A 26,475-nucleotide genomic window follows, 5' to 3' on the forward strand; every position below is an offset into this window, starting at 1 on the left:
AAAAATAAAATAATCATGTAATCTTAACTTGTAAAAAATTACGATAACTATTTTATCTTTATAGATTAATCTTTAATTTTTCTAGAATAGCCATGAGTGGTTCTACGGAAATTAGAGTTTCGATTGATTTCAGATGGTCCATCGCTGTTTCATACAGTGTATCAAATTGCTCATACGCGCCTTCGAGACCATATTCGCTTACATACGTCGTCTTATTATTTGATACATCACTACCAATATTTTTTCCAAGTTCTTCAACATTTGAGACAACGTCGAGTATGTCATCACGAATTTGAAATAACACGCCAACTTCTGTGGCATATCGGTTTAATGTATTTGTAACATCGTCACTCGCCTCTCCGATAATGCATGCCATCTCAATGCATGCACGAATGAGCGCACCTGTTTTATAGTTATGAATTTGAGCGAGCTCATCAAGTGTAATCGGTGACGTCTCTCCTTCAATGTCTAACATCTGCCCACTGATCATACCTTTTTGTCCTGCATTTTTTAGCAAAACACCAAGTACTTTAATCTTCTTATCATCTGAGAGATTGTCATCAGAAATAACGACTCTAGCACTCTCTGTCAATAAGTTATCACCAGCAAGTATTGCTGTTGCTTCACCAAATACTTTATGATTTGTCGGCTGTCCACGCCTTAAATCATCATCATCCATTGCAGGCAAATCATCGTGTATCAGTGAGTATGTATGAATCATCTCTATTGCAGCGGCTGTCGAATGACCATGCTCAAGTGGATACCCAAGTGCTTTTAAAGTCGATAACACCATCGTCGGACGGAATCGTTTCCCACCGGCTTCAATCGAATAAATACTTGCCCGTTTAATTGTTTCTGAAATGTCATTATCTTTTAAATGTGTGATAATCAGTCGCTCCACAGCATCGAGTGATTGTTTAATATCATTCATCACTAGATTCGTCCTCTCCTAAATGATGTAACTCCTCGACTTTCATCTCAGCATTTTTCAAAATCAGTCCACAATCTTTTGCTAACTGAACACCCTGCTGATAAAGTTCGAGTGACTTTTCTAACGTTACATCATCCTTATCAAGTTCGACAACGATTTCTTCTAACGTTTTAATTTTTTCTTCAAATGTCTTTTCTTTCGTCACTTTTTATTCACCCCTATCACTGTTGATCGTATAATACCGTCCGTTACTGTCGTTGAAATTTCATCATCAACTTCGACTTGATCAATACGTTTAATGATTTCACCTTGCTTTTCCGTGTAACTATAGCCACGTAGTAATACTTCAGTTGGACTCAGTGAGTTCAATAATCGTAACAAATGTTCATGTTGTTTTTTCTTACTATCTATATTCTTCTCCGTTTGACGGTTCAATGAAACGTTTAAATTTGCAAGTCGTTCTGAATAATGTCTTATATCTCGTTTCGGAGATAAAGAGAGCAAGCCTTGCTCGACATAAGACAATGCTTTCTTCTTGTCGTGTAAGTTTGAATCGATCGACCGCATCAGTTTTTCAACTAAATGATCGAGATGAATCTTTTGGAACTGATATAGATTAGATGGATGTTCTATTTTGTGTGAAGTCGTTTGCTTCAACAATTGATGTTTCCGATCTAAAATTGTTCGCATGCGTTTGTTCATGTGTAATTTAAACGTCTCAATACGTTCAAAAATATCCACAACATTTTTAACCGCACGCTCTATTGCTGCTGTTGGTGTTGCCGCTCTTAAATCAGACACGTAATCGACGAGCGTCGTATCCGGCTCATGTCCAACACCGGTAATAATTGGTGTGCTCGTATGGAATACTTGCAGCGCAACTTCTTTTTCATTGAATGTCCACAAGTCTTCAATTGAACCACCACCGCGTGCCAGAATTAACACATCAAACCCCAACGAATCTGCATACTTTAAATTCTTAATGACAGAATCTATACTGCCGACACCTTGTACACGCGTGTCAATAATCGTTGCTTGAGCAAGTGGATAACGACGTTCAAGCGTCGTTAACATATCGCCTCTCACAGCACCACTTATCGATGTCAGTATCCCAATTTTCTCTGGATATTCTGGAATTGGTTTTTTATGTTGTAAATCAAAGTAACCGTTTGACTCAAGCTCTTTTCTATCTTTTTCGAGCTTTGCAAACAATTGACCCAGTCCATCGAGTTCAACATGCGTCACGATAAGCTGATAGCTACCCTGTTGCTTATACACACCAATTTTTCCCGTAACGAGTACGCTTTGTCCTTCTTCTAAATCAAATGATAAACCACGCTTATTACGGCTAAATAATGCACAATTAATCACCGCATCCGCATCTTTCAATCTGAAATATACATGACCGGAGCGATGATGATTGACGTTTGACACTTCACCCTTCACATATGCTGTTTGCATATAAGGGTCCTGTTCAAACTTTCTGGATATATATTGAGTCATCACACTGACACTTAAAAACTTATCATTCTGCATCTTAAAACGTCCTTACTTATCTAGGTGATCTGAGTCGATAAAACTCTTCAGTACACCATTAATAAACTTAAAACTATCATTGTCACCATATAGTTTTGCTAAAATTACAGTCTCATTAATGACAACCTTTTTCGGTGTATGATCGAGCAGTATTTCACAAAATGACATTCGAAGCAAACTGCGTTCCACTTTCGATAGTCGACCGATCGTAAACTTTTGCAGATAACTACTGATTGAATTATCGATAGATTCATTATTTTGCACATAATAATCGACCACCGTTTTTACATATTCATAGTCATTATATGCATCTTTAAATTTAACTGAATCCATCAGCTCTTTTGAATCTTCTAACTGAAAAATAATTTGAAAAATTTTCTTGCGCTGTTCGTGTCTATTCATAATTTTCCCTATCTTATGATTTAATGTTAATGATATGAACATTGACATCTTTCACTTCAAAGTTCGTCATGTTCTTGATTGAATTGGTTATATTTTTTTGAATCTTTACTGCAGTTTTGTGCACATTCGCATGACTAAATAAGGATACATATACACTGACAGAAATCGTATCATTTTTCGTATCCACTTTAATACCTTTTCCACGGTACTTTTTCCCGAGCTTCTCAAAATTACCACTCGCAAAGTTATTTTGTAATGCGTGTACGCCTTTCGTTTCTGTCGCTGCGATACTCGCAACAACTTCAATGACTTCCGGAGAAATTTCGACGCGACCTAAATTTTCATTGATTGTCTGTAAGTTCATATCAATCACCTCTTGTTTATTATACCAAACTTAACACGATATTGAATTTGTTACTCAATAAAAAAATCGTGATGTTAATCATCACGATTCGTTCATTACATCGTTTTCCGCTAGGAAATTTGTATTGTAATTATTTTCTATGAAATTTTTGTTATTTAAAAGTTTTTGATGAAACGGAATTGTCGAATCAATACCGTTGATCGTGAATTCTTTTAACGCACGACGTGCACTGTTTATCGCTTCTTCACGACTATCACCATGAACGATTAACTTAGCAATCATTGAATCGTAATATGGTGGAATCGTATAACCAGAGTAACATGCGGTATCAAGTCTTATACCATAGCCACCAGGCGCTAGAAAATCAGTAATCTTACCTGCAGATGGCATGAAGTTTTTCGCTGGGTTTTCTGCATTGATTCTAAACTCAATAGAATGACCTCTAAACGTAATGTCCTCTTGTTTATAAGGTATCTCTTCACGCATTGCAACTTTTATTTGCATCTTGATTAAGTCAACACCTGTAATCATTTCAGTTACAGGATGTTCCACTTGAATACGCGTGTTCATTTCCATGAAATAAAAATTGTCATCATTTAAATCATAAATAAACTCAATCGTTCCTGCACCAATATATTGAATACTGCGTGCTGCGTTTACTGCCGTAATCCCCATTTCTTCCCGCTTTTCTTCTGTCATAATCGGGCTTGGTGCTTCCTCGACAAGCTTTTGCATGCGTCGCTGAACCGTGCAGTCACGTTCTCCCAAATGGATTACATTACCGTAGTAATCGCCGAGCACTTGAATTTCAATATGTCTAAAGTTTTCAATATATTTTTCCATGTAAAGACTGCTATTGCCAAAGGCACTTTGTGCTTCTTTCGTCGTCAATTTATACCCTTGGATTAATTCCTCTTCATTTCTGGCAACGCGAATTCCTTTACCGCCACCACCATGACTCGCTTTAATGATCACAGGGTATCCAATCGTTTCGGCAACTTCTTTGGCATGTTCAATAGAGTTTAGTATACCGTCACTACCTGGTACAGTCGGAACACCTGCTTTTTGCATCGTTTTCTTGGCCACATCTTTAATACCCATTGTTGAAATCGTTTCAGGCATCGGACCGACAAAAATGATATTCATCGCTTCACACATTTCAGCAAAATCATCATTTTCTGCTAAAAATCCGTAACCCGGATGAATCGCATCACAATTCGTCGACTTTGCGATTGTCATGATGCTGATCATATCTAGATAGCTGTCCTTCGACTGTTTCGGACCAATACAGTATGATTCCGTTGCAATTTTTCTATGCAGACTTTCACGATCTGCTTCAGAATAAATACTCACTGTCTCAATGCCAAGTTCATCACACGCACGTATAATTCTAACGGCAATTTCACCACGATTTGCCACTAATAATTTTTTAATCATCGAATTATAAACATCGGCTGATTGTACTCAACCATTTCTCCATCTTCGATTAAAATCTCAACGATCTCACCGCTCATTTCAGCTTCGATTTCATTAAATAACTTCATCGCCTCTAAAATGCACACAACGGTATCATTGTTGACTTTATCGCCTACTTTCACAAAAGCCTCAGCTTCTGGTGAAGGTGCCTTATAAAATGTACCGACCATCGGTGCTTTAATGACCTTGCCACTCGGCTGTTGTTCTTGTGGTGTTGGCGCCTCTTCTTTCACTGGTGCGGGTTGAACAGCAGGCTGAGCTTGTACTTGTGTAGGTGCTACTGCCTTTTTTAATTTGATTTCAACATCTTTGTCTTTATACTCTACTTCAGACAAAGAAGCCTTGTTCATTTTTTCAATCAATTGATCGATATGATTTAGATTCATTTCGAATATCTCCTAGTCGCTCAAATATTGTAATTAATTTTACTTAAAATTTTCTGTATCTTCAAGTCTATTATGTATTTTTGATAAAATCACGTTTAAAATGATGTGATTAAAATTAAAAATTGAGTACATATGTACTCAATTTTTAAAATCAACTATGCTCTTGAAACGTAACTTCCATCTGTTGTACTAATCACGAGCACATCACCTTGGTTAACAAACAAAGGCACTTGAATCTCTAAACCAGTCTCAAGTTTTGCTGACTTAGTAGCCCCTGTTGCCGTGTCACCTTTAATACCTGGCTCTGTTTCAACAACCTCAAGCTCTACAGACTTTGGTAATTCAACGCCGAGCGTTTCGCCGTTGTAACTCATAATTGAAACGTTCATGTTTTCTTTTAAGTAGTTTAACTCATCTTCTAATTGCTCAGCTGGTATTTCCACTTGCTCGTAAGAGTTATTGTCCATGAATACGTGCGTTGCGCCATCTGCGTACAAATATTGCATCTTGTTGTTTTCAATCATCGCTCTCGCAACTTTTTCCCCACCACGGAATGTTTTCTCTTGAATCGCACCGGTTCTTAAATTTCTTAATTTAGAACGTACAAATGCAGCACCTTTACCTGGTTTTACATGTTGGAAGTCCATGACGCGCCAGATGCCACCGTCAACTTCAATCGTTAAACCTGTCTTAAAGTCGTTTACTGAAATCATTATTATTCCCCACTATCCTAAAATGAGATATTACCATTATAAAGTGTTAATTCGTATTGGTAAATGTTTGATTAAAGAATAAACAATTCCTTGCTACTATTCGTCAATCGTTTTAAACCGTCTTTCGTCACTAAGCAATCGTCTTCAATTCTTACACCACCAACACCATCGATGTAAATACCTGGCTCAATCGTAATACACATACCTTCTTCAATGATCGTATCGACGCTTGATGCAATACCAGGGCCTTCATGGACCTCTAACCCAATACCATGACCTAATGAATGTCCAAAGTTCTCACCATATCCATGTGAAGCAATCACATCGCGTGATACTGCGTCAGCTTCTGAAGCTTTCATACCCGGCTTGATTTTTTCTAATGCTAATAGCTGGCTCTCAAGCACGACATCATACACTTTTTTCATTTCATCACTCGGTTTACCGACAGCGAACGTACGTGTAATATCTGAAATATAACCATTGTATAATGCACCGAAATCAAGTGTAACCATATCACCGTCTTCGATGACTTTATCGCTTGCAACACCGTGAGGTAATGCACCGCGTGCACCACTCGCAACGATAATGTCAAAGCTCGCACCAGACGCACCAAGTTCACGCATCTTGCGCTCGAGTTCATTTTTCACATCGAGTTCAGTCATGCCCGCTTTAACAAACGTTAAGATATGTTCGTATGTTTCATCTGCAATGTCACATGCTTTTTGAATGACAGCAACTTCATCATCAGATTTTACCATTCTGATCTTCTCAATTTCAGCAGTCAGTGGTGTGAGTTCAAATGATTTGTCTAATTCAGCATATGTATTATATGTTGTTAAATGGCCTTCAAAGCCTAATTTTTTAATGCCTTTACCCTCTAACAATTCGATCACAAATGGTAAGTGACCGCCTTTTTGAAGTACAAAATCCAGATTTTTTGCTTGTTCTTGACCTTGCGCTTTATATCTAAAGTCTGAAACTAAAATGGCTTCATCTTGAGTCACGATGACAGAACCAGCACTACCCGTAAAATCTGATAAGTAACGTCTGTTGTGTGCGCTCATCACCAATACAGCATCTAAATCTTTTTCTGATAAAATTTCTCTCACTTTTTTTATTTTATCCAATTTGTATCACCTCATTAAATATATTACATTAAATCTTTTTTAATACCAACCCACTACCCTTACGTGGTAATATAAAATAATGATTAGTAAAGGAGCATTATATGAAATACATCGGACTATTATTCGTGCTCATTATAGCAAGCGCTTGTCAAAACGAAGCGACATCTGAAGATCAACAAACGCACAATGCACTAAATGAAGAGTTGATGCTATTACAATCAGAACACAACTATTTAAGCGCATATTTAACAGAACTAAATGCAGATGATAATGATGAACAGACCGAAGCAGAGAGCGACGGTTATGATGCACAAATTGAAACTTTTATTGATTTAATTATTCCTGAACTGTCGAGTATTGCAACTGTGCTTGATGAAACAGAGACGCATAGTATCGCACTTGCCTACTCTACTGTAAACACACATATTCAATCGATAAATAATAGTGTGACTCAGTTACAAGCAGAAATAGAAGGTATGTCTCTAAGCGAATCACAAGAAATACATTTCGATGATTTCCAATCGACGAACAATGAACTCGTTGAAACACTCGAATTGCTAAGACGTGGTGTTGAAACGAACGATATCAATCAAGTCAACGAAGCGATTGAATCTCTAAATCAATTTAGTAATAAATATTAAGGATGAATGCACTGATGACAAAGAATATTTTTGGTGGCCAAGCTGTACCAGAAGGCGTCATGTTCCAAAACAAGGAACATATGGTCACTGCCATACGTAGAACAGATCAATCCATCGATTATTTCCATATGGAAAAACAACCAAAAAAATGGGTGAATACACTTAAGAAAATACCAATCGTACGCGGAAATGTCGCGTTGATTGAAGCAGCAATTTATGGTTCTAAGCACATGGATTTTGCTGCAGATAGATATGAGAGAGATCCAGCAGACGACGCAAAAATTGCCGAAGAGAAACAAAAAGAAAATTTAGCAAAGATGGTACTCTTTACGGTCGTTGTTGCCGTCGTTTCATTTTTAATCGGACAGTTTATTTTCACGCTCATTCCAGCATTTGTGGCGCACATGTTCGGCGGTTGGGTCACTGGTACATTCGGACAAGTGTTTATTGAAACGATGTTCAAACTCGTTGTATTACTCGGATACATCTATGTGTTGTCTCTAACTCCGATGGTCAAACGACTATTCCAATACCATGGTGCTGAACATAAAGTAATCAATGCATATGAAAATGGGTATACGTTAACAATAGATAATGTGATGCAAGCATCAAGATTACACTATCGCTGTGGTAGCTCATTTATTTTGTTTACTGTTCTCGTGAGCTTTGTATTGTACATGTTTGTACCATACGAACCACTTTATGTGAGAATTTTAAATAGAATCGCTTTGATCCCACTCGTTCTAGGATTTTCATTTGAAGTCCTTCAAATTACGAATAAATTAAGAAATATTCCTGTGCTAAAATATTTAGCTTTACCTGGACTTTGGTTACAATTGTTAACAACGAAAGAACCTCAACCTGACCAAGTTGATGTTGCGATCCACTCGTTTAATCGTCTCGTAAGGAAGGTGGAACAGTGAAACGAGTATTATTAATTCTTGCCGGTCTAATTATAGTTATAGGTATTATAGGTAGCTTAGACTTTTTCGTAGCAGCGGTACTTAATTCACTGATATTCATTATGGTACTCGGTGTCGTCGGCTACTTAATCTACTACTTTTTCTTTCTCACAGAATCGCAGAGAAAGTATAAGCGAGCACTTAGAAAGTCGAAACGCACACATAAAAATAGAAGAACAAATAAAAAAATCTGAACCTATAGGTTCAGATTTTTTTATCTTGTCTTTGATTTAATTTTTCCAGTCCATTTGCTAATGCCATTTTTAAGCATATACACATCTTTATGCCCTTTTTTCTTTAATACTTTTGCAGCACGAATTGAAAGACGTCCTGTTTGATCATATAAGTAAACCGGTTGGTCCTTACGTATTGATCCAATGCGTTGTTGTAAGTTCATAAGCGGTATATTTCTTGCACCGATAATATGACCATATTCATACTTTTCTTTTTCACGTAAATCAATCAGCTGTACTTTTCTTAAATCCTTTTTAAATTCTTCTTCAGGTAATGATTTGACATTACGCATATTTAAGATTCCATTAATAATGATTAAGATAACAATTACTGCTAATACGAGTAATACGATGAGCCATGTATCCAATGTTTCACACCCTCTCCAATAAATCACATAAATATATTATAAAGATTTATGATACAATTTTCAAAGAAATACTAGGAGGAGTTTTAAATGCAGAGAGAAAAATGGGTATATTTGAATAGTGGTAAGCAAGATGCCTTTTATAATATGGCAGTTGATGAACTTTTAATGGAAAAACATCGCAACGGCCAGATTCCACCAGTCATTCGATTATACGAATGGCAAGTACCAAGTTTATCACTTGGATATTTTCAAAAAGTTAAAAAAGAAATAGATACAGAAAAAGTAGAAGAATATGGTTATCAGATGGTGCGCAGACTTACAGGTGGTCGAGGCGTCCTGCACGATAAAGAATTGACATATAGCATCGTCGTTTCAGAATCTCATCCAAGAATGCCACATTCAGTATCAGAAAGCTACCGCATCATCTCTAGCGGACTGTTGGAAGGGTTCAAGAACCTTGGATTAGATGCGTACTTTAGCGTACCTGATACAGAAGAGAAAAGGAAATCATTAACGAATATTAGAAGTAGTGTATGCTTTGACACACCGAGTTGGTATGAGCTCGTTGTCGAAGGTAAAAAAATTGCAGGCAGTGCGCAAACACGTCAAAATGGTGTCATTATGCAGCACGGATCTATTTTACTTGACGTCGATGTCGATCACCTATTTGATATGTTTAATTATACGAACCAACGCTTTAAAGAAAAAATGAAATCACAGTTTAAAGAAGTTGCTGTTGCAATAAATGATATAAGTGAAAAGAAATTTACAGTTGAAAATCTCTACCCAGCATTTAAGCTCGGCTTTGAAAAAGGACTTGAGATTGAAACAGAGCCACTTGTTTTAACTGAATCGGATGACAAAAGAATTCAAATGCTGATTGAAAAATATAAATCTGAAGAATGGATGTATCGCAAGTAACGTACACTATATTTACTGGAGTGAATGAATTGAAAAAACAATTTGTAGTAATCGGTCTAGGTCGATTTGGTTCAAGCGTTGCCGACACACTACTCTATCAAGGACATGAAGTCCTGGTTATTGACCGTGATATGAGTAAAGTAGAACCATTTATGTCGACTGCAACACTCGCTGTTCAAGCGGATGCAACAGATGAAAATGTGCTGAATGAGTTGGGAATTCGAAATTATGAACATGCTATCGTCGCCATTGGTGAAGATATTCAGTCAAGTCTACTTGTGACACTATTATTAAAAGAAATCGAAGTAAATACAGTGATTACAAAAGCAAAGGATGACCTTCACGGTAAAATGTTAAATAAAATCGGTGCAGATCGTGTCGTTTATCCAGAGCGAGACATGGGAGAGCGTCTTGCTCACCATCTTGATTCCAGTAACTTAATAGAACATATTCGCCTATCACGTGAATATGACATCATTGAAATTGCAGCACCGAAATCTTTTTACAACAAATCAGTTCAGTCGCTCATGGGTATGACAAAGAAAAAAATGACAATCGTCGCAATTAAAAAAGGTGACTCAGTTGATATTTCACCAATTCATGATGCCATCATCGAACCAAAAGACGTCCTGCTCATCGTTGGTGAAAAAAAGCTACTTCGTAAATTGGAACAAGAGACATGAATAAGACATCGAATATCGGAGCTGCACGAGTCATAGTGATGTTTTTCTTTATATCGATTGGGATTGGAACATTATTACTGATGTTCCCAGTATCATCAAATGGTAGTCATAACATTAATTTTATAGATGCATTGTTCACTGCGACATCAGCAGTCAGTTCTACAGGATTGACTGTCGTAGACACTGGTGAAGCTTTCACTCAATTTGGACAGATCGTCATCATGATTCTCGTACAAATTGGTGGGTTAGGTTTTATGGTGCTCGGTGTACTCGTTACATTGTTGCTTGGCAAAAAGATTGGTATGAAGCAGCGTGCATTTTTACAAGAATCAACACAATCCGTATCCACGCGTGGACTTATTCGATTAAGTATTTATATACTCGCAATTGCACTCGTGTTTGAAATCATAGCAACGGCAATATTAACATTTAGATTTTCTCATGATATGCCGTTATCAAATGCACTGTACAATGGAATGTTTCACGCGGTAACATCATTCAATAATGCAGGATTTACATTATTCAATAATGGATTATCTACGTATAGTGATGACATCATCGTCACGACGACAATTATGTTAATGATTATTTTCGGTGGTCTTGGATTTATTGTCATCGTCGACATTATTTTCAAGAGATCATGGCGTAGCTATACGCTGCATACAAAACTTGTATTAACAGCTTCTGGGGCACTGATCGTAATTGGTACACTCTCCATCTTTATAATTGAACTGTTTAACACAAAAAATGGGACGACGTCACTGTTTAATCAGTTCTACCACGCTTTATTCCAAAGTGTCACTGCACGAAGCGCTGGCTACAATACAGTTGATGTTGGTACGATGCTGTCATCGACACAATTAATCATTATTATTTTAATGTTTATTGGTGCGGCATCAAGTAGTACCGGCGGTGGGATAAAAGTAAACACATTTGTCATCATCCTACTCGCAACGTTAACGACATTTCGCGGTGGTGGTCAAATCAAAGCGTTTAATAGAGCGATTCCGTTAGAAGCCGTCATGCGTGCACTCGCAGTCGTCGTCAGTTCAATCGTTGCTGTAATCGTGCTAACATTAACCCTCTCGATTACCGAAGACATGCTCAATGAGCATTTTCTAGAAGTATTTTTTGAATCTGTATCAGCAGTCAGTACAGCCGGTTTAACGATGGGACTGACACCAGATCTATCAAACAGTGGTAAAATCATCGTTTCAATCACAATGCTCGTCGGTCGTCTCGGTCCATTGACATTGGCATATGCACTCGCGCAGAAATCAAACAATTCAAAGATTAACTACCCAGAAGAAAAAGTAATGATTGGATAATTTCTCGGTTGAACAAATACGCAAACTTATACTACCACAATATATTAGTTAAGGGTTTTTCCATAAATTTTTTGAAATATAATGCGCTCTTGAATAAGTTTGTTCTTTGTATTGAAAACTACAATACTGATATTATTTTTATTTATTATGATAATATTGAAGATATCAATGAAATTACTTCTTCAACATTAAATGTGGAACATCTAGTACTTAATGATGAAACATTTATATACTATAATAGAATAATGAATAAAAATTCATACTCAGATGACAGTAAAATCTTGATTTATTTGCACGGAGGTCCCAATAGCACAGATTTAAACCTGTATAACCCGCTTATATCGGATTTTTTATCTTTGAATTATACTGTATATTCATTAAACTATTATGGTAGTACTCTATTCGGTGAATCATACATGGAAAAAATTCAAGGTGATTGGTTTAATTCCGAGGTTGAACAAGTAATATCTTTTATTGAACAACTTATTGTTGATCAAAAGAAAAAAGTTGTTCTGGTTGGTGAAAGTTATGGTTCTATTTTATCCGTATTCGTCGGTAATAGGTTAATTAATAAAATTGATTCTATCGTTGCGATATCACCAATTTTAAATTTAAGTAGATTGTTAACTTTCAAGAAAACATACTTTGAAAATATAAGTAAAGACAAGGTTAAAAAATATAATAACTGTTTGGTACACTTATTGAATAGTTATAATGGTAATTTATTATTTATTTATGGAGAGAAAGATAAATTCATAACTTCTTCAGATGTCCAAATTTTTTTAAAGCGATTTTCTCAAGATAATAACGAAAAATTACACTTGAAAGTAAATAAAACGAGTGGTCACTACTTTAATTCAGAAGATGATATGGAATATATCAAAAACATAGTCAACTAGGGGATGAATTAATGGAGAAAACATATAATTTTACAAAAAATGAATCCCGTAATTTATACATATACCTCATTAGTATCGTTGTGCTTACTATTGGGAATGGGATATATACATTTTCTATTTCATACTACTTATTAAATGAGACAGGTTCAGCACTTTATTTCTCTATTAATTTAGCCATATCATCAATCACATTTCTAATTGTTACCCCATTTGCAGGTGTAATAACTGATTTCTTTGATCGAAAGAAAATTGTGCTATCTGGGGAATTTCTCATCACATTATTAACATTCATATTACTGCTCCTTGTTTACTTTCACGGTATCTCATTAACAGCAATATTTGTTACAACGTTCTTTAGATCATTAATACTACCATTAGTGAACAATTCCTTCTCTGCTTCGATGTCAAACTTGTTTAATGTAGATAATCTCCAAAGAGTGTTTGGGTTAAATGGAAGCATACAATCATCTGCAGCATTTTTTGGTCCAATACTCGGTGGACTAATTTTTGGTATTTTTAGTCTAGAAGTTACTTTGTTACTTTTTGTTGTCGCATCATTTGTCTCGTTTATGCTTGATTTTTGGTTAAAATTTGACTTGTTTCAACAACAAAAACCAAAGGATATTCTTGAATTAAAAAATAAAAATGTCCTCAAAAACTTTTTCATTGAAATTCGAAAGGGGTTCAAGTATTTACTGAGTATACCAATACTAAGAATCGTAATTTTTGCTGGTATCGGTATAAATTTCTTTAGTGCTGGTGATACCATATTACCTGAAAAAATGATGATTAATGAATTGAATTTTAGTCCTATAACTGTAGGTCTAGTGAATGGTATTATGGCCTTGGGTACGGTTACAGCTGGTATCCTTTTATCTTATAGAAAGAAAATTGTTAATCATGTATCCGTCATGAGATGGTGTTTCATCATTAATGGATTTATTACGATTATACTTCCTTTACCGATATATTTATCCATGGATTTTGTACAAAACATGATATTCCTATCTGTTATGTTATTTTTCAACTATTTCTTTATTGCAATTGCTAATGTGCCATTTATAAGAATTATTCATGAGGAAACTGAGGATCATATGAAAGGCAGAGTATTTTCAAATCTCGGTGTGCTAAGCAGCTCCGTTGTTCCTCTAGCTGTTGTTTTATACGGTATTATTTATGACGCAGGTTATTATATGACTGTAAATATTATTGGGGGAATTACAGTAATAATAATTTCTTTTATTTTCTTAAATCCTTCGCGAGGACATAAGCGAGCTGAAGGTTAATTAATAAATTTTAAAGTCCCATTAACAAAAAAACTGCTTAGAATCTGATTTAGGATTCTAAGCAGGTTAATTTTTTGATTGTACTTATATTCTCAACAATATTATATTTAAATTACTTCTCTTCCTTAATATCCTCTAAGCTAAATCGAAGAACTGGGTTTCTAGCTGCTTGTGTTTCATCTAAGCGACCGATTACTGTCGTATGTGGTGCTTCTAACACAACATCTAAGTTTTCATCGATTTCTTTATCGATTTGAATTAACGTATCGATAAATCCATCTAATGTTTCTTTCGCTTCTGTTTCAGTCGGCTCGATCATCATACATTCCTCAACGTTTGTTGGGAAGTACACTGTCGGCGGATGGTAACCGAAATCAAGCAAACGCTTCGCAATATCTAACGTACGTGCACCACGTTTTTTCTGTGCAGACGCACTTAACACGAACTCGTGTTTACAATGTTGCGGATATGGTACATGGTACGTGCCTTCTAGACGACGCATCATATAATTCGCATTTAATACTGCATAATCTGAAACAGCTTTAAGTCCATCTGGACCCATTGTTCTGATGTACGTATACGCGCGTAAGAATATACCAAAGTTACCGAAGTGTGCTTTAACACGTCCAACTGATTGTGGTACGTCATGCTCTACTTTATAGTTATCGCCATCTTTAACGATTAACGGGCTTGGTAAGAACGGTGCTAAATCTGATTTTACTCCGATTGGACCTGATCCTGGACCACCGCCACCGTGTGGGCCTGTGAATGTTTTGTGTAAGTTTAAGTGAACCGCGTCAAACCCCATATCTCCTGGGCGTACTTTTGACATGATTGCGTTTAAGTTCGCACCATCATAGTAAAGTTTACCACCAGCACCGTGAACGATATCTCTGATTTCAATAATTTCTTCTTCAAAGATACCTAACGTGTTCGGGTTCGTTAACATGATTGCACATGTTTTATCGCCGACTACTTCTTTTAAGTGGTCGATATCGACTTGTCCTTTGTCATTTGAACGTACTGTAACAACGTCAAGACCTGCGACAACCGCACTTGCTGGGTTTGTACCGTGTGCTGAGTCAGGCACGATCACTTCTGTTCTCTCTGTGTCACCGTTTGAATCATGGAATGCTTTGATCATTAATAATGCTGTCCATTCACCTTGTGCACCTGCTGCTGGTTGTAATGAGATTTCATCCATACCAGTGATTTCTTTTAAGTGCTCTTGCATATCATAAACGATTTCAAGTGAGCCTTGGATTTGTGAGTCATTTTGTAATGGATGACTCATCGCGAAACCTGGAATTCTTGCAACTCTCTCGTTAATTTTAGGATTATACTTCATCGTACAAGATCCTAACGGATAGAAGCCAGTATCCACACCGTGGTTACGGTTAGATAACTCTGTATAGTGTCTCATTAAGTCAAGTTCAGCAATTTCAGGTAGTTCAGCTTTTGTTTTACGGATAAACTTATCATCAACAACTGAAGAAAGTTCTTTTTTCTCAACTTCTAACGTTGGTAATGAATAGGCAAATCTGCCAGCAGTGCTTCTTTCAAAAATTAATGGTGAAGATCCCTTAAGCATTCAACTCACCTAACCTTTCAACAAATGTATCAATTTCATCTTTTGTTCTTAACTCTGTAACAGCAACAAGCATGTGGTTTTTGAAGTTGTCATCCACTTTACCTAAATCATAACCACCAATGAATCCATCATCTGCAAGTGTTTCGTTTACATCATGAAGGTTTACATTGTCATTGAATTTAACAACGAATTCATTGAAAGTTGTACCGTCAAGTACGTCAAAACCTTTGCTAGAAAATTGATCTTTCGCATAATGCGCAAGTGATAAATTATTCTCAGCCATCTCAACGAGACCATACTTACCTAATGCACTCATCGCAACTGAAGAACCGAGTGCGTTAAGCGCTTGGTTCGAACAGATATTACTTGTCGCTTTTTCACGACGGATGTGCTGTTCACGTGCTTGTAAAGTTAAAACAAATCCACGGTTACCATCATCATCTGTCGTTTGACCAACAAGACGACCAGGCATTTTTCTCATTAATTTTTTCGTAGCAGCGAAGTAACCACAGTGTGGTCCACCGAATTGTGCTGGAATACCGAACACTTGTGTATCACCAGTAACAATGTCTGCGCCGAACTCACCTGGAGGCGTTAAAATACCTAATGCAAGTGGATTAGAGTTTATAACGAATAAACCTTTGTTTTTATGTGCAATTTTTTCGATTGCTTCAAGGTCTTCAATTGAACCGAAGAAGTTTGGATACTGTACCATTACAGCAGCTGTGTCTTCGTCTGATGCCGCATCAAGTTTTTCTAAATCTGTAACTGTACCGTCAAGATCGATCTCAACGATTTCTAAACCTTGTGCTTCACCATACGTACGAATGATTTGTCTAGACTGAATGTTAACGCCTTTAGACACAAGTAATTTTTTCTTTCTGCTTACACCTGCCGCCATTGTTCCCGCTTCAGCAAATGCCGTTGGGCCATCATACATTGATGAGTTCGCAACTGGCATACCAGTCAGTTCAGAAATTAATGTTTGGAATTCAAAGATTGCTTGTAATTCACCCTGTGAAATTTCTGGTTGATACGGTGTGTACGCTGTGTAAAACTCTGAACGAGAAATTACATGGTCAACAACAGTCGGAACGAAGTGATCATACACACCTGCACCTAGGAATGATGCATGTGTTTCTGATGTGACGTTCTTACGTGCAATTCTTCCAAGCTCTTTTAGTAAAGAAGTTTCATCTTTTTTCGGCTTAATGTTTAGCTCGCCTTTGAAACGAATATCTTCAGGAATCTCACTAAATAAATCTTCGATACTATCAACGCCGATAGTCTCTAACATTTCTTTCTTGTCTTGCTCTGTTAATGGTAAATAACGATGACTCATATTGAGGCTCCTAACTAATTATATTTGTGAAATGGTGTGCTAACAAAACGTGCACGCACTTCATTTTTACGAATTTTAATGTAAAACTCTTTGTCTAATTCATAAGCATCTGTATCAACTAATGCAAATCCGATTGAACGTTTAGATGATGGTGATTGCGTTCCGCTTGTTACTTCACCGATAACGTTACCTTTAGAATCAAGTACTTCATAACCCGTACGCGCAATACCTCGTTCTAATATTTCAAAACCAGCACGCGTGCGTGGTACACCATTCTCTTTTTGTTCAATAAGCGCTTGTTTACCAACAAAGTCACTGTCTTTTTTCAGTTTTACCGCAAAGCCAATCTTCGCTTCAAGTGGTGAAATCTCTTCAGTTAGATCTTGACCATGAAGTGGTAACCCACCTTCAAGTCTTAATGTGTCACGTGCACCAAGTCCACACGGAGTCACACCCGCTTCTATGAAGTGGTTCCATAAGCCAACAGTATCTTCGGCACGACAATAGATTTCAAATCCATCTTCCCCTGTGTAACCACTTTGTGAAAGAATCACGCCATAACCAGCAACTTGAATATTTCTCTTGAAGTTAAACATTTTCATGTCACCAATTGATTCTTCAACAGCTAACTGTACAACTGAACGTGCACGTGGCCCTTGAATTGCTAACTGACCGAACTCAGCGCTCACATTCTCAACCTTCGCATCAAATCCTTCAATCGCAGATAATACTTCAAAATCCTTATCTACGTTTCCAGCGTTAACGACAAGTAGGTATTCGTTTTCTCCCACTTTGTAAAGAACTAAGTCATCAATTGTACCGCCCTGCTCATTTGCAAGTACCGTGTACTGTGCTTTATCGTCTGTCAGTTTAGTTACATCGTTCGTTAAAGCATAATTTAAAAACGCTTCTGCCTCAGGACCTGTTACTTTGATCTCACCCATATGGGAAACATCAAACATACCGACTGCTTCTCTCACCGCTACATGTTCTTCTTTAATACTTGAAAATTGAACAGGTAGTGCCCAACCATGAAAATCCACTACTTTTGCACCAGATGCTTCATAGACATCAAACAAAGGTGTCTTCTTCAAATCACTCATACCGTTCCTCCTTAAAACAAAAATAAACAGAATAGCAATCGTCTGCTACCCTGTTGATTACCCTCCAGGAATGCGTCCCAATGCCTTTCTTTTGCCTGAGAGATTCGCTTACGCTTGCTCCTTCGGCGACGATGACTCGTTCTCTCGAGCATTGTTCAATCGCATATGAAGTTGTTATTCTCATTATAAAGTGAAGTTGTGTTCCATTCAAGTTTATTTAATCTAAGACTCTCATTTTAGAAACTCTAGTATTTCTTTCACACAATCATCAACTGGTTTACGCGTATCAATTCTAATATCAGCTAATGATTTATATTGTTCATGTCTAGATTCGTAACGCGCTATGATATCTTGTCTATTTTGTGCCAGTGGTCGATTCGTATCACCAGAAATTCTATGGAGTAATTTGTCGATCGGTGCATCGAGCCAAACAATTGGCTTTTTCGTAGACTTTAAGAAATCAAATGACGGTGTATAAGTAACGATGCCTCCACCTGTCGCAATGCAATCATATGAGTCATGGGTCTCTTTTAATGCATGGTATTCTAACTCTCTGAAATGAGTTTCACCGTGTGCATTAAAGATATCTGGAATCGATTGTTGTGCATTTGATTCGATCCAGTGATCCATATCGATATATGAAAAGTCATTATTATGTAAACGTTTGGCAATGGTAGATTTACCACTGCCCATAAACCCGATTAGTATCATAGTCATCTATCCCATCAATTCAATTAGTTTTTGATTGTATATTTCGATTAAGTTTTTACGAATCTCAATGATATATATAATCTTATTATAGTAATAGTAGAACACTTGATACAAATAGACGAGAAAGATGTACATCGTTATGCTGACAAATCCATCATTTTTTAAAACTATATGTTTCATTTCCTATTTGTCCCCCTATTATCTCAAGTTGGATACTGTGTTCTGATTCTGTAATGATAAATGCGTCCACATTGAATAGCATTGTAATAAAACCAGTACCATCGATTGATTTAATGACGCGATTATTGTTCAAGCGATAGCTAACGTTTTTTGATTTAGTTGTGAAGTTTATCATTGATTGTCCAGAATTTGTGCTAACCGCTTCGCTGTCTTGGTAAGTTTCCATCAATTCAATGACGAATAAATCGTAGTCAAGATCATATATGACATCATCGGTATGAAAAAATTTTATAAGCATCGGTAAAAAACTGAGGATAAAAGCTAATGTAAATAACGAAAGTATCGCTTCAATCAGTGTAAAACCGGAATCACTCCGTACAAACTTCAATATCTTCATGACGACATATCACTCCAGCATTAAAAAATTCGTCATCAAATAGAACGGCCTCACTGTTTATGAGTGTGATATAAATATCTCTTTTAAATTTCAGTGTTTGCTCAGTCAACGCTTCCGTCTGATGAAGTGCAATCATTGAAGGGACGAGTATTGTCACGATAATACTAAAAGTTAAGATTGCGAGTAATGTATCTATGAGTAAAAACCCTTCATTGTTCAACTCTGAACCGCCCCTTTTGAATTTGGAATATAAAATTGACGTCACTGTTTGCACAATTCAATCGAATCGTACCGAATGCATTTGTATCTCCATTTGGTAAATATGAAAAACGCGTCATGCTGTTTGTCTTAATTGTGCACTGTTCGAGTACTATCGATTCTTCTATCGTTCCATCGCTATTGATTCTCATAATCTCATTAGCAACCTGATAGACGAAAATGACATTTCGCTCCCCTTTTTCTATCGCACTGATCTGTGCATTATGAAAGAAGTATCGAATGTTCTCTATTTCTCTATCGACTAATGATCCTGAATTACTTGGCATTTGTATCATAACAACAAAGGAAATCAAGCTAACTATAAAGAGAGTTAGCATTGATTCCATCAATGAAAAACCGTTATTCAAGACGCGATGCTTCGCCATTTGTTACGACGATTTCATCACCATTTTGACATGTTGTTTGAGACGACGATAAGTAAGTCGGCACTAAGTCATTGATTGTTTGAGGTTGTGTCCCTTCATTCAATGTATATGCTTCTACCTGACTTTGAACCATACGCACTTGTGCCTCACAGCCTGTGTTTTGAACATTCTCACTCTGCGCTGCTATATTTGGAATGATTAAGATGATCAACACAGAGATAACGAGTAGTACGAGTAACATCTCAACAAGTGTAAAACCTTGTTCATCTTTCATTTTTCTTAAAAATAACTTTCTCATTCATATCAACCCTTATCTATTATATTTGGGACATCATTTGAAATATCGGTAATACGATTACGAGATATAAACATGTAATCAGTCCACCCAGGACGGCGAATATTACCGGTTGTATACGCTTGGTGACGAACTCAATATCCATGAGCAGTCGACCTAACACATATTCACTGAATGTAATCAGTTCCTTACCAACTGTTGAATTTTGTTCACCATGACTCACGAATACAGATAATTTCTTATCGATCATGAACAATGATAGAAATGCTTGGCTCAGCGTTTCCCCTCTAAGCAACTGAGTTTCAAGCATTTCCGATTCATATTTCATCTGGTTATCGATTGTCTGGGACTTTAACAATTCGATAATCGCCTTGACTTCCATACCGTTTAAAATAAAGTAGCCAAACTCTCGTGAAAGTTTATATGTCTGTATTTTCATATAAACACTCTTTATGACTGGTATAGACATCAACAATCGGTTCTTACGCTCTATCGTTAAGACGCGCGTGAAAAAGAAAAGATTGATGATTAAAAATAAACAGATGATAAGTGAGATTAGAATGATGCTCGGCAACATTTCTATAAATGTTGTTAAGACGAGAACTGCACCACTAACTTCACTGCCCATACTTTCATAAAGCATTTTAAACTGTGGTATGACTGTAAAATTCAAGATGATCAACATCCCGATAAAGATCACGCTTAAAATGACTGGGTATTGTATCGCCTTAACCACACGTTCGACCATCGTGCGCTTCGTGAACAAAAACTGTGCTGCTTCACGTAACACTTTCGATACCTCACCATGATGTTCACTAAATGTAACCTGCATGATGACTGTGCGTTCAAAATTCAGAATGGTTAAAACATCGCTAATTTTACCTGCATCATGAATTACTGTTAAACATTCTTCTTTCGTCTTTTTGTCAATTACGTCATATTGCTCGAGTAAAAACTCAATCGATTTGGTCAATGTAAATCCACTGTCGAGTAAATCAGCCAAGTTCTCTAAAAAGTGCACATCATACTTTTTAAGTTTATTGGAATTGTTTCGAATATTTTTCATAAACATCTCGGTCGATTACCTTCTCTTTATATAATGTGGCGACCTTATCATTTAACGTTTCATATGATGGATATTCACCATCTAACAGTTGGCATATATCATCATTCGTGATGTGTTCGTAGATGAGATATGACCGATTCTCTGTATGAATGAGTCGCTGATTGATTATGAGTGAGACACTTTGTCTGATCTCTTCTTTAAACAATCCATAATCCTTTAATCGTTCGATCGTTGCGATTGCAGACTTACTATGAAACGTCGATAATACTAAGTGTCCTGATAAGCTTGCCTTAATTAATGATTCAGCGACTTCTTTAGAGCGGATTTCTCCAAATAGTAGAATGTCTGGATCACATCGTAAAGCGCCTTTTAATATATTTTCATGATTCATCTCTGTCTTTTCATTGATCTCAACTTGAATCATATGATCAGATTCATACTCAATTGGATCTTCTATGCTTATAATTTGTTTTTTCGATTGATTGATTTCATTCGTCAGTAACTGATACATCAACGTCGTCTTACCGACACCCGTTGGCCCTGTAAATAATATTAATCCTTGTGATTTACTTACATAGTTTTGGAGAAACATCATATCTTTTTCATCATGAAACAACTCGAGTTGCTTTAAATGGTTTTCAGAAAGTAATAATCGAATAACAATCACTTCGTTCATCATGTCAATTGGGAGTGTACTCACTCGTACTGCGATAGATTCTTGATTATGTGTAATTAATGTTTTTCCACTCTGTGGAATTCGATGTTCATTAATGTCTAGATCTGCCATAAACTTTAAATAGTTAATCATCTTGTTATATTCACTTGTTTTAATGTAATCGTAATCTACCATTTCTCCTTTAATTCTAAATCGGACTAGACCATATGAACTTTCTAAAGTAATATGGATATCACTCGCATGTTGTTCCTTCGCATGTACGATAATTTTTTCTATATTTTGTCTCAAAAATACACCCCCTACTCTATATAAGCCTTTTTTCGGGTGATTTATTTTTTATCGACAACATATTTTCAATTTTTGTACTATATGAACTCAATTGTTGAAATCCTGAATAAATTTCAGATGTTGCACAAGTGCTATTTACAATGTTCATTTTGTTATATATAATTGAATATGATTATAAAAGCGTGAGATACATACGAAAGGACTTGTTTACTATGATGTCAAAAAACGTTAAAACATTAGGCTTTTGGACAGCAATATTTGCAGTTTTATTTTATGTCGGCGACATGCTTGCTGTTTCCGCATTCATGGTCATCCAATCATTATTTTTTGTCATTATTGCCTATATGAATTTAACTGAACGTACTTACTTGTATATATTTTTTGCATATCTCGTTTTATTCTTTGCCGGATTTAGTTTCTACAGCACATTTATTGTAGAACCAAGCTTCGGAAACCAACATTAATTTTAAAAAGAAAAATTAGGGGGTATTTAAATGCCATTTATAGATACAGGAGAATTATTTGAATTTTTTGGAACGACAATTCACATCGGGGTCAATGCAACATCACTTTTGATGTTACTTGTTACAATCATCGCGGGTTGGGGATTTGTATTGGCACTTAGAAATAAGAACATATTAGCGATTTTATTCAGTGCTGCATCCGTGTTAACATTTGGATTTTTCGCACTTGCAACGATATTTACATTCGGATATCCGGACTTTCATTAATTAATAGTAAAAAGGACCAAGCTGCGCTTGGTCCTTTTTTATTTGATATATTGTTCTACGAGTCGTGCTGCACCGTATATTCCTGCATCATTACCGAGTTCAGCAAGCACGATATTTATGCCTTCTGCTGCGGGTGGAAATGTGACCGTAGGAAACTGAGAGATGACTGAGTCTAACAAAATGTGGCCTGCATCTGAAACGCCACCACCGATAACAAAATGCGATGGATTCACAACTGACGCGATATAACTTAATCCGAGTGCAATGAAGTAGCCGACTTTATTCAGTACCTTTAATGCAAGTGGATCTTTTTGACCAGCCGCTGTAATGACATCACGGCTTGATAAGGTACCGGCATCAATGAGTTCTGAAAGTATTGATTCAGGAAAGTCTTTTTGAAAATCATAACATAGATTCACTATACCTGTTGCAGATGCAACAGTCTCTAAACAACCACGGTGACCACAGTTACATTGAAACTGTTCTGTATGATCTACTTTCAAATGACCAACTTCGCCACTTGCACCTTTAAATCCATGCATGAGCTCACGGTTTGAGATAATACCGCCACCAACACCTGTACCGATCGTAAGTACTGCGACGTTGCTGTAGTTTTTACCTGCTCCTTTGTATTGCTCTCCAAGTGCTGCTAAATTCGCATCATTATCCACGATGACTTCTAAATTCATTAGGTTAGATAATATACCTTTTACATCGACTTTACCTTTCCAACCGAGGTTAACGGCACCATTGACCACACCATCTTTAAAATTAACTGGTCCTGGCACACCGATGCCAATTCCGATACACTCATCTACATTACTCTCCATTTTTTCCAACTGTTTTTGGAATGAAGTCGCAATTTCTTTTAATAGTTCTGTTTCACTATTAATACCTGTTGGTATTCTCCACTTTTCGATCAACTCTAATTCTTGATCAAATATTCCGAGCTTACAACTCGTCCCACCTAAATCTGCTGTTAATACATACTTCATATTAAACGCCTCGGTTCCTTAAGATAGTTAGTGACTCTATAAATTCTTCTTTCGATATCAATTGATTTCTATATAATTCTCGAATTTCAAGTTTCATCATTTCTATTTTAGTTTCTTCGTTTTTATCATAGACATAAATACCATATCGCAATAACAATCGATTGATATACGTTAAATCTTTATTCATCGTATTCTCTCGCAATAATTTCCAATCCCTTATCTTCTATATTATCAATATCGAATCGAGACAGTATCGTTCTGATTTCATCGTGCTCACTATCTCTTCTCAACATAATAATCTTCTCTTTAGCAATTTGTTCATTGGTTGGATTGAGTTCAAAACTCTTTTGTAAAAATTCATCGCGCTTGTTATAGTCACCAGTGACCTCAGCTAATATAGCAAGTGAAGCATAGGTTTGGTAACTTTCATTACCATGTCTTAAACCTTCATTAATAATGTCTAATGCTTCCTCATATTGTTCTTGTTCAATATATTCAGCAGCGAGCGTATCAAACGCTGGTACCGAATCATGTGATGAAATAAATACGATATTTAGAATGACAGAAACAATAAACACGACGATGACTAGAAATACGATTTTTAAATTCACTTTTCTGAAATAGATAAAAATACCAAAAATAATACCATATATTAACCCACTAAAATGTGCGAAGTGATTGATGTTTGATGAAAAATGCGTGAACACGGATAGCACCGTGATAATTACTGCAAGCTGAATAACACGCTTTACATCGATGTGCTTATGAATGATCATATGTGCAACGAGTAGACCAAGCAAACCATATATAGATCCGCTCGCACCAAGCATAATGCCTTCTGAAATAAACATAAGGCTAAACATACTTGAGAGTATACCCGTTAAAATATAGGTGATCATCAAGGTAATTTTTCCATATATGACTTCTACAAATTTACCAATGATATAAAGTGCAAACATATTAAACAAAAAGTGTTCAATTGAAATATGTAAAAAACTACTCGTGAGCAAACGGTAAATTTCACCTGATACGACTTCATAATGTGAGACTGACAATATGTTTACGAGAAAGTACGATTGATTGAAATAGATACTTAAACTCGCAATTAAGAAGACAATTAAGTTTAAAGTCAAGAGCACACTCGTCACAGGTGTAAACTTTAACATGTATGATTCAAGTGGATGTTTGCTGCTCACTCGTTTTTGATAGACTTTATCTTCCTTATCTGGCTTATATTTATAATTAAAACGATAAAATAAACTCTTTAATATTTTTTCTGGTTGATTTGTTAAATGCTCAACAACTTTAACACCATCTATGGTCTCTTTGCTCTTTTCTTCGGATGGTGACGGATAAATCATTTTTATTTCAGTAGGTTTAAACCCGATAAAACGACTGAAATCCGTCAATCGACCGGATACTTGGTCCGTGACATTGTAAGTCTCTCTTAGGGCTCCTGAAATACCCATCACAAGTTTATCTTTGTTATTTATGAGCCATATCACATCACCGGACTTATCGAAGGCGTGATACGAATATTTAGAGTGCCTCAGCACTTCATATGCAATTTTCCACTTATTCATCGCGTCTCAATTCCTTTGATGAAATACGTCGTTTCGGTGTAATGATTGCGTCCACTGGAATATCATGAGATTCTATTGGAATTTCATTTTTTAACTGTTCTTCAAACACGATAGAGATTGTATCTCCTTTGAAGTCAGCTAAAAATTTATCGTAGTAGCCACCACCATAACCAATACGGTAGCCGGTTTCACTAAAAATAAGCCCAGGAACGACAACCAATTCCATTTCATCAAAACTTTTCTTTAGATTGTTAGGCACTGGAATACCCTTCTCATCTTGCTTTTTATCTTCACTGTTATGCATCCGATAAAAGTGCATCGTTTTCGTCGCATAATCACAAGCTGGACTATATACGTTAACACCATGCTCATTTAATACATTGATCGCAATGTCCGTGTTGATTTCATGCGGCATCGATATGATAAGCCCCACTGACTTATAACCTTTTTCTAAAACAAAATCGATGAGACTATCCATCAGCACTTCTTCATCTTGAGCGCGCTTATCGTTATCGATTGATTTTAATGTTTGGATCATTTCTTTTCTATAAAGTTTCTTACTCATCACGACATCTCCACTTTTCATAGTTATATCTATATTATCAGAATATAAAAAA

General features: G+C 36.3%; 35 protein-coding genes and 1 riboswitch. Of the genes, 10 read left to right on the forward strand and 25 right to left on the reverse strand.

The features are described from left to right. Window positions 1-58: 58 nt before the first annotated feature. The 9 genes from BMW30_RS02020 to BMW30_RS02060 all read right to left on the reverse strand — a co-directional run bounded on the left by BMW30_RS02020 (window position 59) and on the right by BMW30_RS02060 (window position 6,935). Window positions 59-931 (reverse strand): polyprenyl synthetase family protein, encoded by an 873-nt coding sequence (locus BMW30_RS02020; RefSeq protein WP_091473417.1) that lies wholly within the window; start codon window positions 929-931, stop codon window positions 59-61. Further along, a complete protein-coding gene (xseB, locus tag BMW30_RS02025) occupies window positions 924-1,136 on the reverse strand; it encodes an exodeoxyribonuclease VII small subunit (protein WP_091473419.1) in 213 nt (70 codons plus the stop codon). The genes BMW30_RS02020 and xseB overlap by 8 nt, the downstream gene beginning before the upstream one ends. After that, the gene (gene xseA / locus BMW30_RS02030; RefSeq protein WP_091473421.1) at window positions 1,133-2,467 is read right to left on the reverse strand and encodes an exodeoxyribonuclease VII large subunit; all 1,335 of its coding nucleotides are present in this window, start codon (window positions 2,465-2,467) and stop codon (window positions 1,133-1,135) included. The genes xseB and xseA overlap by 4 nt, the downstream gene beginning before the upstream one ends. A 12-nt stretch (window positions 2,468-2,479) precedes the next feature. Then, window positions 2,480-2,869 carry a transcription antitermination factor NusB gene (gene nusB, locus BMW30_RS02035; RefSeq protein WP_091474008.1) on the reverse strand — a complete coding sequence of 130 codons (390 nt, stop codon included), beginning with the start codon at window positions 2,867-2,869 and terminating at the stop codon, window positions 2,480-2,482. A gap of 13 nt (window positions 2,870-2,882) precedes the next feature. Then, a complete protein-coding gene (locus BMW30_RS02040; RefSeq protein ID WP_091473423.1) occupies window positions 2,883-3,233 on the reverse strand; it encodes an Asp23/Gls24 family envelope stress response protein in 351 nt (116 codons plus the stop codon). A gap of 81 nt (window positions 3,234-3,314) precedes the next feature. After that, complete coding sequence (gene accC, locus BMW30_RS02045) at window positions 3,315-4,667, reverse strand: acetyl-CoA carboxylase biotin carboxylase subunit (RefSeq protein WP_091474010.1); 1,353 nt, start codon at window positions 4,665-4,667, stop codon at window positions 3,315-3,317. Continuing rightward, the gene (accB, locus tag BMW30_RS02050) at window positions 4,667-5,095 is read right to left on the reverse strand and encodes an acetyl-CoA carboxylase biotin carboxyl carrier protein (protein WP_091473425.1); all 429 of its coding nucleotides are present in this window, start codon (window positions 5,093-5,095) and stop codon (window positions 4,667-4,669) included. The genes accC and accB overlap by 1 nt, the downstream gene beginning before the upstream one ends. Window positions 5,096-5,250: 155 nt before the next feature. Beyond that, the gene (gene efp / locus BMW30_RS02055) at window positions 5,251-5,808 is read right to left on the reverse strand and encodes an elongation factor P (protein ID WP_091473427.1); all 558 of its coding nucleotides are present in this window, start codon (window positions 5,806-5,808) and stop codon (window positions 5,251-5,253) included. A 71-nt stretch (window positions 5,809-5,879) separates the two neighbouring features. After that, a complete protein-coding gene (locus tag BMW30_RS02060; RefSeq protein WP_091473429.1) occupies window positions 5,880-6,935 on the reverse strand; it encodes a M24 family metallopeptidase in 1,056 nt (351 codons plus the stop codon). A gap of 101 nt (window positions 6,936-7,036) precedes the next feature. Between BMW30_RS02060 and BMW30_RS02065 the strand changes: the two genes are divergently transcribed. From BMW30_RS02065 to BMW30_RS02075, 3 genes are read left to right on the forward strand one after another with little or no spacing between them, the layout of a single operon-like run. Then, window positions 7,037-7,576, forward strand: coding sequence for a hypothetical protein (locus tag BMW30_RS02065; protein ID WP_091473431.1), 540 nt, complete (start codon window positions 7,037-7,039; stop codon window positions 7,574-7,576). 14 nt (window positions 7,577-7,590) lie between these two features. Then, the gene (locus tag BMW30_RS02070) at window positions 7,591-8,499 is read left to right on the forward strand and encodes a DUF1385 domain-containing protein (RefSeq protein WP_091473432.1); all 909 of its coding nucleotides are present in this window, start codon (window positions 7,591-7,593) and stop codon (window positions 8,497-8,499) included. Then, entirely contained in the window at window positions 8,496-8,732 is a 237-nt protein-coding gene (locus BMW30_RS02075) for an SA1362 family protein (protein WP_091473434.1), read from the forward strand. Before BMW30_RS02070 ends, BMW30_RS02075 begins: the two co-directional genes overlap by 4 nt. Before the next feature lie 20 nt (window positions 8,733-8,752). Here BMW30_RS02075 and BMW30_RS02080 read toward each other — a convergent pair whose 3' ends face one another. Further along, window positions 8,753-9,139: a rhodanese-like domain-containing protein gene (locus BMW30_RS02080; RefSeq protein WP_091473436.1), complete on the reverse strand. Its 387-nt coding sequence runs from the start codon at window positions 9,137-9,139 to the stop codon at window positions 8,753-8,755. A gap of 87 nt (window positions 9,140-9,226) precedes the next feature. On the opposite strand from BMW30_RS02080, the gene BMW30_RS02085 reads away from it, so the two are divergent. The 5 genes from BMW30_RS02085 to BMW30_RS02105 all read left to right on the forward strand — a co-directional run bounded on the left by BMW30_RS02085 (window position 9,227) and on the right by BMW30_RS02105 (window position 14,256). Then, window positions 9,227-10,060 (forward strand): lipoate--protein ligase family protein, encoded by an 834-nt coding sequence (locus tag BMW30_RS02085; RefSeq protein ID WP_091473437.1) that lies wholly within the window; start codon window positions 9,227-9,229, stop codon window positions 10,058-10,060. 29 nt (window positions 10,061-10,089) lie between these two features. Continuing rightward, a complete protein-coding gene (locus tag BMW30_RS02090) occupies window positions 10,090-10,743 on the forward strand; it encodes a potassium channel family protein (protein ID WP_245705610.1) in 654 nt (217 codons plus the stop codon). Next, on the forward strand, window positions 10,740-12,071 hold the full coding sequence (locus tag BMW30_RS02095; RefSeq protein ID WP_091473441.1) for a TrkH family potassium uptake protein: 1,332 nt from the start codon (window positions 10,740-10,742) through the stop codon (window positions 12,069-12,071). The genes BMW30_RS02090 and BMW30_RS02095 overlap by 4 nt, the downstream gene beginning before the upstream one ends. A 245-nt stretch (window positions 12,072-12,316) precedes the next feature. After that, complete coding sequence (locus BMW30_RS02100) at window positions 12,317-12,970, forward strand: alpha/beta hydrolase family protein (protein ID WP_245705621.1); 654 nt, start codon at window positions 12,317-12,319, stop codon at window positions 12,968-12,970. An 11-nt stretch (window positions 12,971-12,981) separates the two neighbouring features. After that, window positions 12,982-14,256: an MFS transporter gene (locus tag BMW30_RS02105; protein ID WP_091473446.1), complete on the forward strand. Its 1,275-nt coding sequence runs from the start codon at window positions 12,982-12,984 to the stop codon at window positions 14,254-14,256. Window positions 14,257-14,368: 112 nt separating this feature from the next. On the opposite strand, the gene gcvPB is transcribed toward BMW30_RS02105, so the two are convergent. The 11 genes from gcvPB to BMW30_RS02155 form a co-directional block, all read right to left on the reverse strand. Beyond that, window positions 14,369-15,847, reverse strand: a complete 1,479-nt coding sequence (gcvPB, locus tag BMW30_RS02110; protein ID WP_091473448.1) for an aminomethyl-transferring glycine dehydrogenase subunit GcvPB — start codon at window positions 15,845-15,847, stop codon at window positions 14,369-14,371. After that, window positions 15,840-17,189: an aminomethyl-transferring glycine dehydrogenase subunit GcvPA gene (gene gcvPA / locus BMW30_RS02115; protein WP_091473450.1), complete on the reverse strand. Its 1,350-nt coding sequence runs from the start codon at window positions 17,187-17,189 to the stop codon at window positions 15,840-15,842. The genes gcvPB and gcvPA overlap by 8 nt, the downstream gene beginning before the upstream one ends. Before the next feature lie 14 nt (window positions 17,190-17,203). Next, entirely contained in the window at window positions 17,204-18,292 is a 1,089-nt protein-coding gene (gcvT, locus tag BMW30_RS02120) for a glycine cleavage system aminomethyltransferase GcvT (RefSeq protein ID WP_091473452.1), read from the reverse strand. Window positions 18,293-18,365: 73 nt separating this feature from the next. Then, window positions 18,366-18,451: riboswitch (glycine riboswitch) on the reverse strand. A gap of 72 nt (window positions 18,452-18,523) precedes the next feature. Continuing rightward, a complete protein-coding gene (locus tag BMW30_RS02125; RefSeq protein ID WP_091473454.1) occupies window positions 18,524-19,009 on the reverse strand; it encodes a shikimate kinase in 486 nt (161 codons plus the stop codon). Beyond that, on the reverse strand, window positions 19,010-19,183 hold the full coding sequence (locus tag BMW30_RS10495) for a hypothetical protein (protein ID WP_180366179.1): 174 nt from the start codon (window positions 19,181-19,183) through the stop codon (window positions 19,010-19,012). After that, window positions 19,158-19,580 (reverse strand): ComGF family competence protein, encoded by a 423-nt coding sequence (locus tag BMW30_RS02130; protein WP_091473456.1) that lies wholly within the window; start codon window positions 19,578-19,580, stop codon window positions 19,158-19,160. The genes BMW30_RS10495 and BMW30_RS02130 overlap by 26 nt, the downstream gene beginning before the upstream one ends. Then, complete coding sequence (locus BMW30_RS02135; protein WP_091473457.1) at window positions 19,552-19,800, reverse strand: hypothetical protein; 249 nt, start codon at window positions 19,798-19,800, stop codon at window positions 19,552-19,554. The genes BMW30_RS02130 and BMW30_RS02135 overlap by 29 nt, the downstream gene beginning before the upstream one ends. After that, complete coding sequence (locus BMW30_RS02140; RefSeq protein WP_091473459.1) at window positions 19,790-20,206, reverse strand: prepilin-type N-terminal cleavage/methylation domain-containing protein; 417 nt, start codon at window positions 20,204-20,206, stop codon at window positions 19,790-19,792. Before BMW30_RS02140 ends, BMW30_RS02135 begins: the two co-directional genes overlap by 11 nt. Further along, a complete protein-coding gene (gene comGC, locus BMW30_RS02145) occupies window positions 20,199-20,522 on the reverse strand; it encodes a competence type IV pilus major pilin ComGC (protein ID WP_091473462.1) in 324 nt (107 codons plus the stop codon). Before comGC ends, BMW30_RS02140 begins: the two co-directional genes overlap by 8 nt. Before the next feature lie 19 nt (window positions 20,523-20,541). Further along, window positions 20,542-21,585: a competence type IV pilus assembly protein ComGB gene (comGB, locus tag BMW30_RS02150; protein WP_245705611.1), complete on the reverse strand. Its 1,044-nt coding sequence runs from the start codon at window positions 21,583-21,585 to the stop codon at window positions 20,542-20,544. Further along, the gene (locus tag BMW30_RS02155) at window positions 21,557-22,549 is read right to left on the reverse strand and encodes an ATPase, T2SS/T4P/T4SS family (protein ID WP_180366180.1); all 993 of its coding nucleotides are present in this window, start codon (window positions 22,547-22,549) and stop codon (window positions 21,557-21,559) included. The genes comGB and BMW30_RS02155 overlap by 29 nt, the downstream gene beginning before the upstream one ends. 215 nt (window positions 22,550-22,764) lie before the next feature. On the opposite strand from BMW30_RS02155, the gene BMW30_RS02160 reads away from it, so the two are divergent. After that, a complete protein-coding gene (locus BMW30_RS02160) occupies window positions 22,765-23,013 on the forward strand; it encodes a DUF2626 family protein (RefSeq protein ID WP_091474013.1) in 249 nt (82 codons plus the stop codon). Window positions 23,014-23,043: 30 nt separating this feature from the next. After that, window positions 23,044-23,280, forward strand: coding sequence for a DUF2759 domain-containing protein (locus tag BMW30_RS02165; protein ID WP_091473467.1), 237 nt, complete (start codon window positions 23,044-23,046; stop codon window positions 23,278-23,280). Between the two features lie 38 nt (window positions 23,281-23,318). Here BMW30_RS02165 and BMW30_RS02170 read toward each other — a convergent pair whose 3' ends face one another. From BMW30_RS02170 to BMW30_RS02185, 4 genes are read right to left on the reverse strand one after another with little or no spacing between them, the layout of a single operon-like run. Further along, window positions 23,319-24,275, reverse strand: coding sequence for an ROK family glucokinase (locus tag BMW30_RS02170; RefSeq protein WP_091473468.1), 957 nt, complete (start codon window positions 24,273-24,275; stop codon window positions 23,319-23,321). A gap of 1 nt (window position 24,276) precedes the next feature. Then, the gene (locus BMW30_RS02175; protein ID WP_091473470.1) at window positions 24,277-24,462 is read right to left on the reverse strand and encodes a YqgQ family protein; all 186 of its coding nucleotides are present in this window, start codon (window positions 24,460-24,462) and stop codon (window positions 24,277-24,279) included. Beyond that, a complete protein-coding gene (locus tag BMW30_RS02180) occupies window positions 24,455-25,858 on the reverse strand; it encodes a rhomboid family protein (protein ID WP_091473471.1) in 1,404 nt (467 codons plus the stop codon). The genes BMW30_RS02175 and BMW30_RS02180 overlap by 8 nt, the downstream gene beginning before the upstream one ends. After that, window positions 25,851-26,423: a 5-formyltetrahydrofolate cyclo-ligase gene (locus BMW30_RS02185; RefSeq protein ID WP_180366181.1), complete on the reverse strand. Its 573-nt coding sequence runs from the start codon at window positions 26,421-26,423 to the stop codon at window positions 25,851-25,853. Before BMW30_RS02185 ends, BMW30_RS02180 begins: the two co-directional genes overlap by 8 nt. Between the last annotated feature and the right edge of the window lie 52 nt (window positions 26,424-26,475).

It is taken from the genome of Aliicoccus persicus, assembly GCF_900110815.1.
GTDB lineage: Bacteria > Bacillota > Bacilli > Staphylococcales > Salinicoccaceae > Aliicoccus > Aliicoccus persicus.

Bases quoted from the DNA above. Each gene is read 5' to 3' on its own strand.
- BMW30_RS02020 (WP_091473417.1), bottom strand. From the start codon at position 931: ATGAATGATATTAAACAATCACTCGATGCTGTGGAGCGACTGATTATC.
- xseA (WP_091473421.1), bottom strand. From the start codon at position 2,467: ATGCAGAATGATAAGTTTTTAAGTGTCAGTGTGATGACTCAATATATA.
- nusB (WP_091474008.1), bottom strand. From the start codon at position 2,869: ATGAATAGACACGAACAGCGCAAGAAAATTTTTCAAATTATTTTTCAG.
- BMW30_RS02040 (WP_091473423.1), bottom strand. From the start codon at position 3,233: ATGAACTTACAGACAATCAATGAAAATTTAGGTCGCGTCGAAATTTCT.
- accB (WP_091473425.1), bottom strand. From the start codon at position 5,095: ATGAATCTAAATCATATCGATCAATTGATTGAAAAAATGAACAAGGCT.
- efp (WP_091473427.1), bottom strand. From the start codon at position 5,808: ATGATTTCAGTAAACGACTTTAAGACAGGTTTAACGATTGAAGTTGAC.
- BMW30_RS02065 (WP_091473431.1), top strand. From the start codon at position 7,037: ATGAAATACATCGGACTATTATTCGTGCTCATTATAGCAAGCGCTTGT.
- BMW30_RS02070 (WP_091473432.1), top strand. From the start codon at position 7,591: ATGACAAAGAATATTTTTGGTGGCCAAGCTGTACCAGAAGGCGTCATG.
- BMW30_RS02085 (WP_091473437.1), top strand. From the start codon at position 9,227: ATGCAGAGAGAAAAATGGGTATATTTGAATAGTGGTAAGCAAGATGCC.
- BMW30_RS02095 (WP_091473441.1), top strand. From the start codon at position 10,740: ATGAATAAGACATCGAATATCGGAGCTGCACGAGTCATAGTGATGTTT.
- BMW30_RS02100 (WP_245705621.1), top strand. From the start codon at position 12,317: ATGAATAAAAATTCATACTCAGATGACAGTAAAATCTTGATTTATTTG.
- BMW30_RS02105 (WP_091473446.1), top strand. From the start codon at position 12,982: ATGGAGAAAACATATAATTTTACAAAAAATGAATCCCGTAATTTATAC.
- gcvPB (WP_091473448.1), bottom strand. From the start codon at position 15,847: ATGCTTAAGGGATCTTCACCATTAATTTTTGAAAGAAGCACTGCTGGC.
- gcvPA (WP_091473450.1), bottom strand. From the start codon at position 17,189: ATGAGTCATCGTTATTTACCATTAACAGAGCAAGACAAGAAAGAAATG.
- gcvT (WP_091473452.1), bottom strand. From the start codon at position 18,292: ATGAGTGATTTGAAGAAGACACCTTTGTTTGATGTCTATGAAGCATCT.
- BMW30_RS02125 (WP_091473454.1), bottom strand. From the start codon at position 19,009: ATGACTATGATACTAATCGGGTTTATGGGCAGTGGTAAATCTACCATT.
- BMW30_RS10495 (WP_180366179.1), bottom strand. From the start codon at position 19,183: ATGAAACATATAGTTTTAAAAAATGATGGATTTGTCAGCATAACGATG.
- BMW30_RS02130 (WP_091473456.1), bottom strand. From the start codon at position 19,580: ATGAAGATATTGAAGTTTGTACGGAGTGATTCCGGTTTTACACTGATT.
- comGC (WP_091473462.1), bottom strand. From the start codon at position 20,522: ATGAGAAAGTTATTTTTAAGAAAAATGAAAGATGAACAAGGTTTTACA.
- comGB (WP_245705611.1), bottom strand. From the start codon at position 21,585: ATGAAAAATATTCGAAACAATTCCAATAAACTTAAAAAGTATGATGTG.
- BMW30_RS02160 (WP_091474013.1), top strand. From the start codon at position 22,765: ATGTCAAAAAACGTTAAAACATTAGGCTTTTGGACAGCAATATTTGCA.
- BMW30_RS02165 (WP_091473467.1), top strand. From the start codon at position 23,044: ATGCCATTTATAGATACAGGAGAATTATTTGAATTTTTTGGAACGACA.
- BMW30_RS02170 (WP_091473468.1), bottom strand. From the start codon at position 24,275: ATGAAGTATGTATTAACAGCAGATTTAGGTGGGACGAGTTGTAAGCTC.
- BMW30_RS02175 (WP_091473470.1), bottom strand. From the start codon at position 24,462: ATGAATAAAGATTTAACGTATATCAATCGATTGTTATTGCGATATGGT.
- BMW30_RS02180 (WP_091473471.1), bottom strand. From the start codon at position 25,858: ATGAATAAGTGGAAAATTGCATATGAAGTGCTGAGGCACTCTAAATAT.
- BMW30_RS02185 (WP_180366181.1), bottom strand. From the start codon at position 26,423: ATGAGTAAGAAACTTTATAGAAAAGAAATGATCCAAACATTAAAATCA.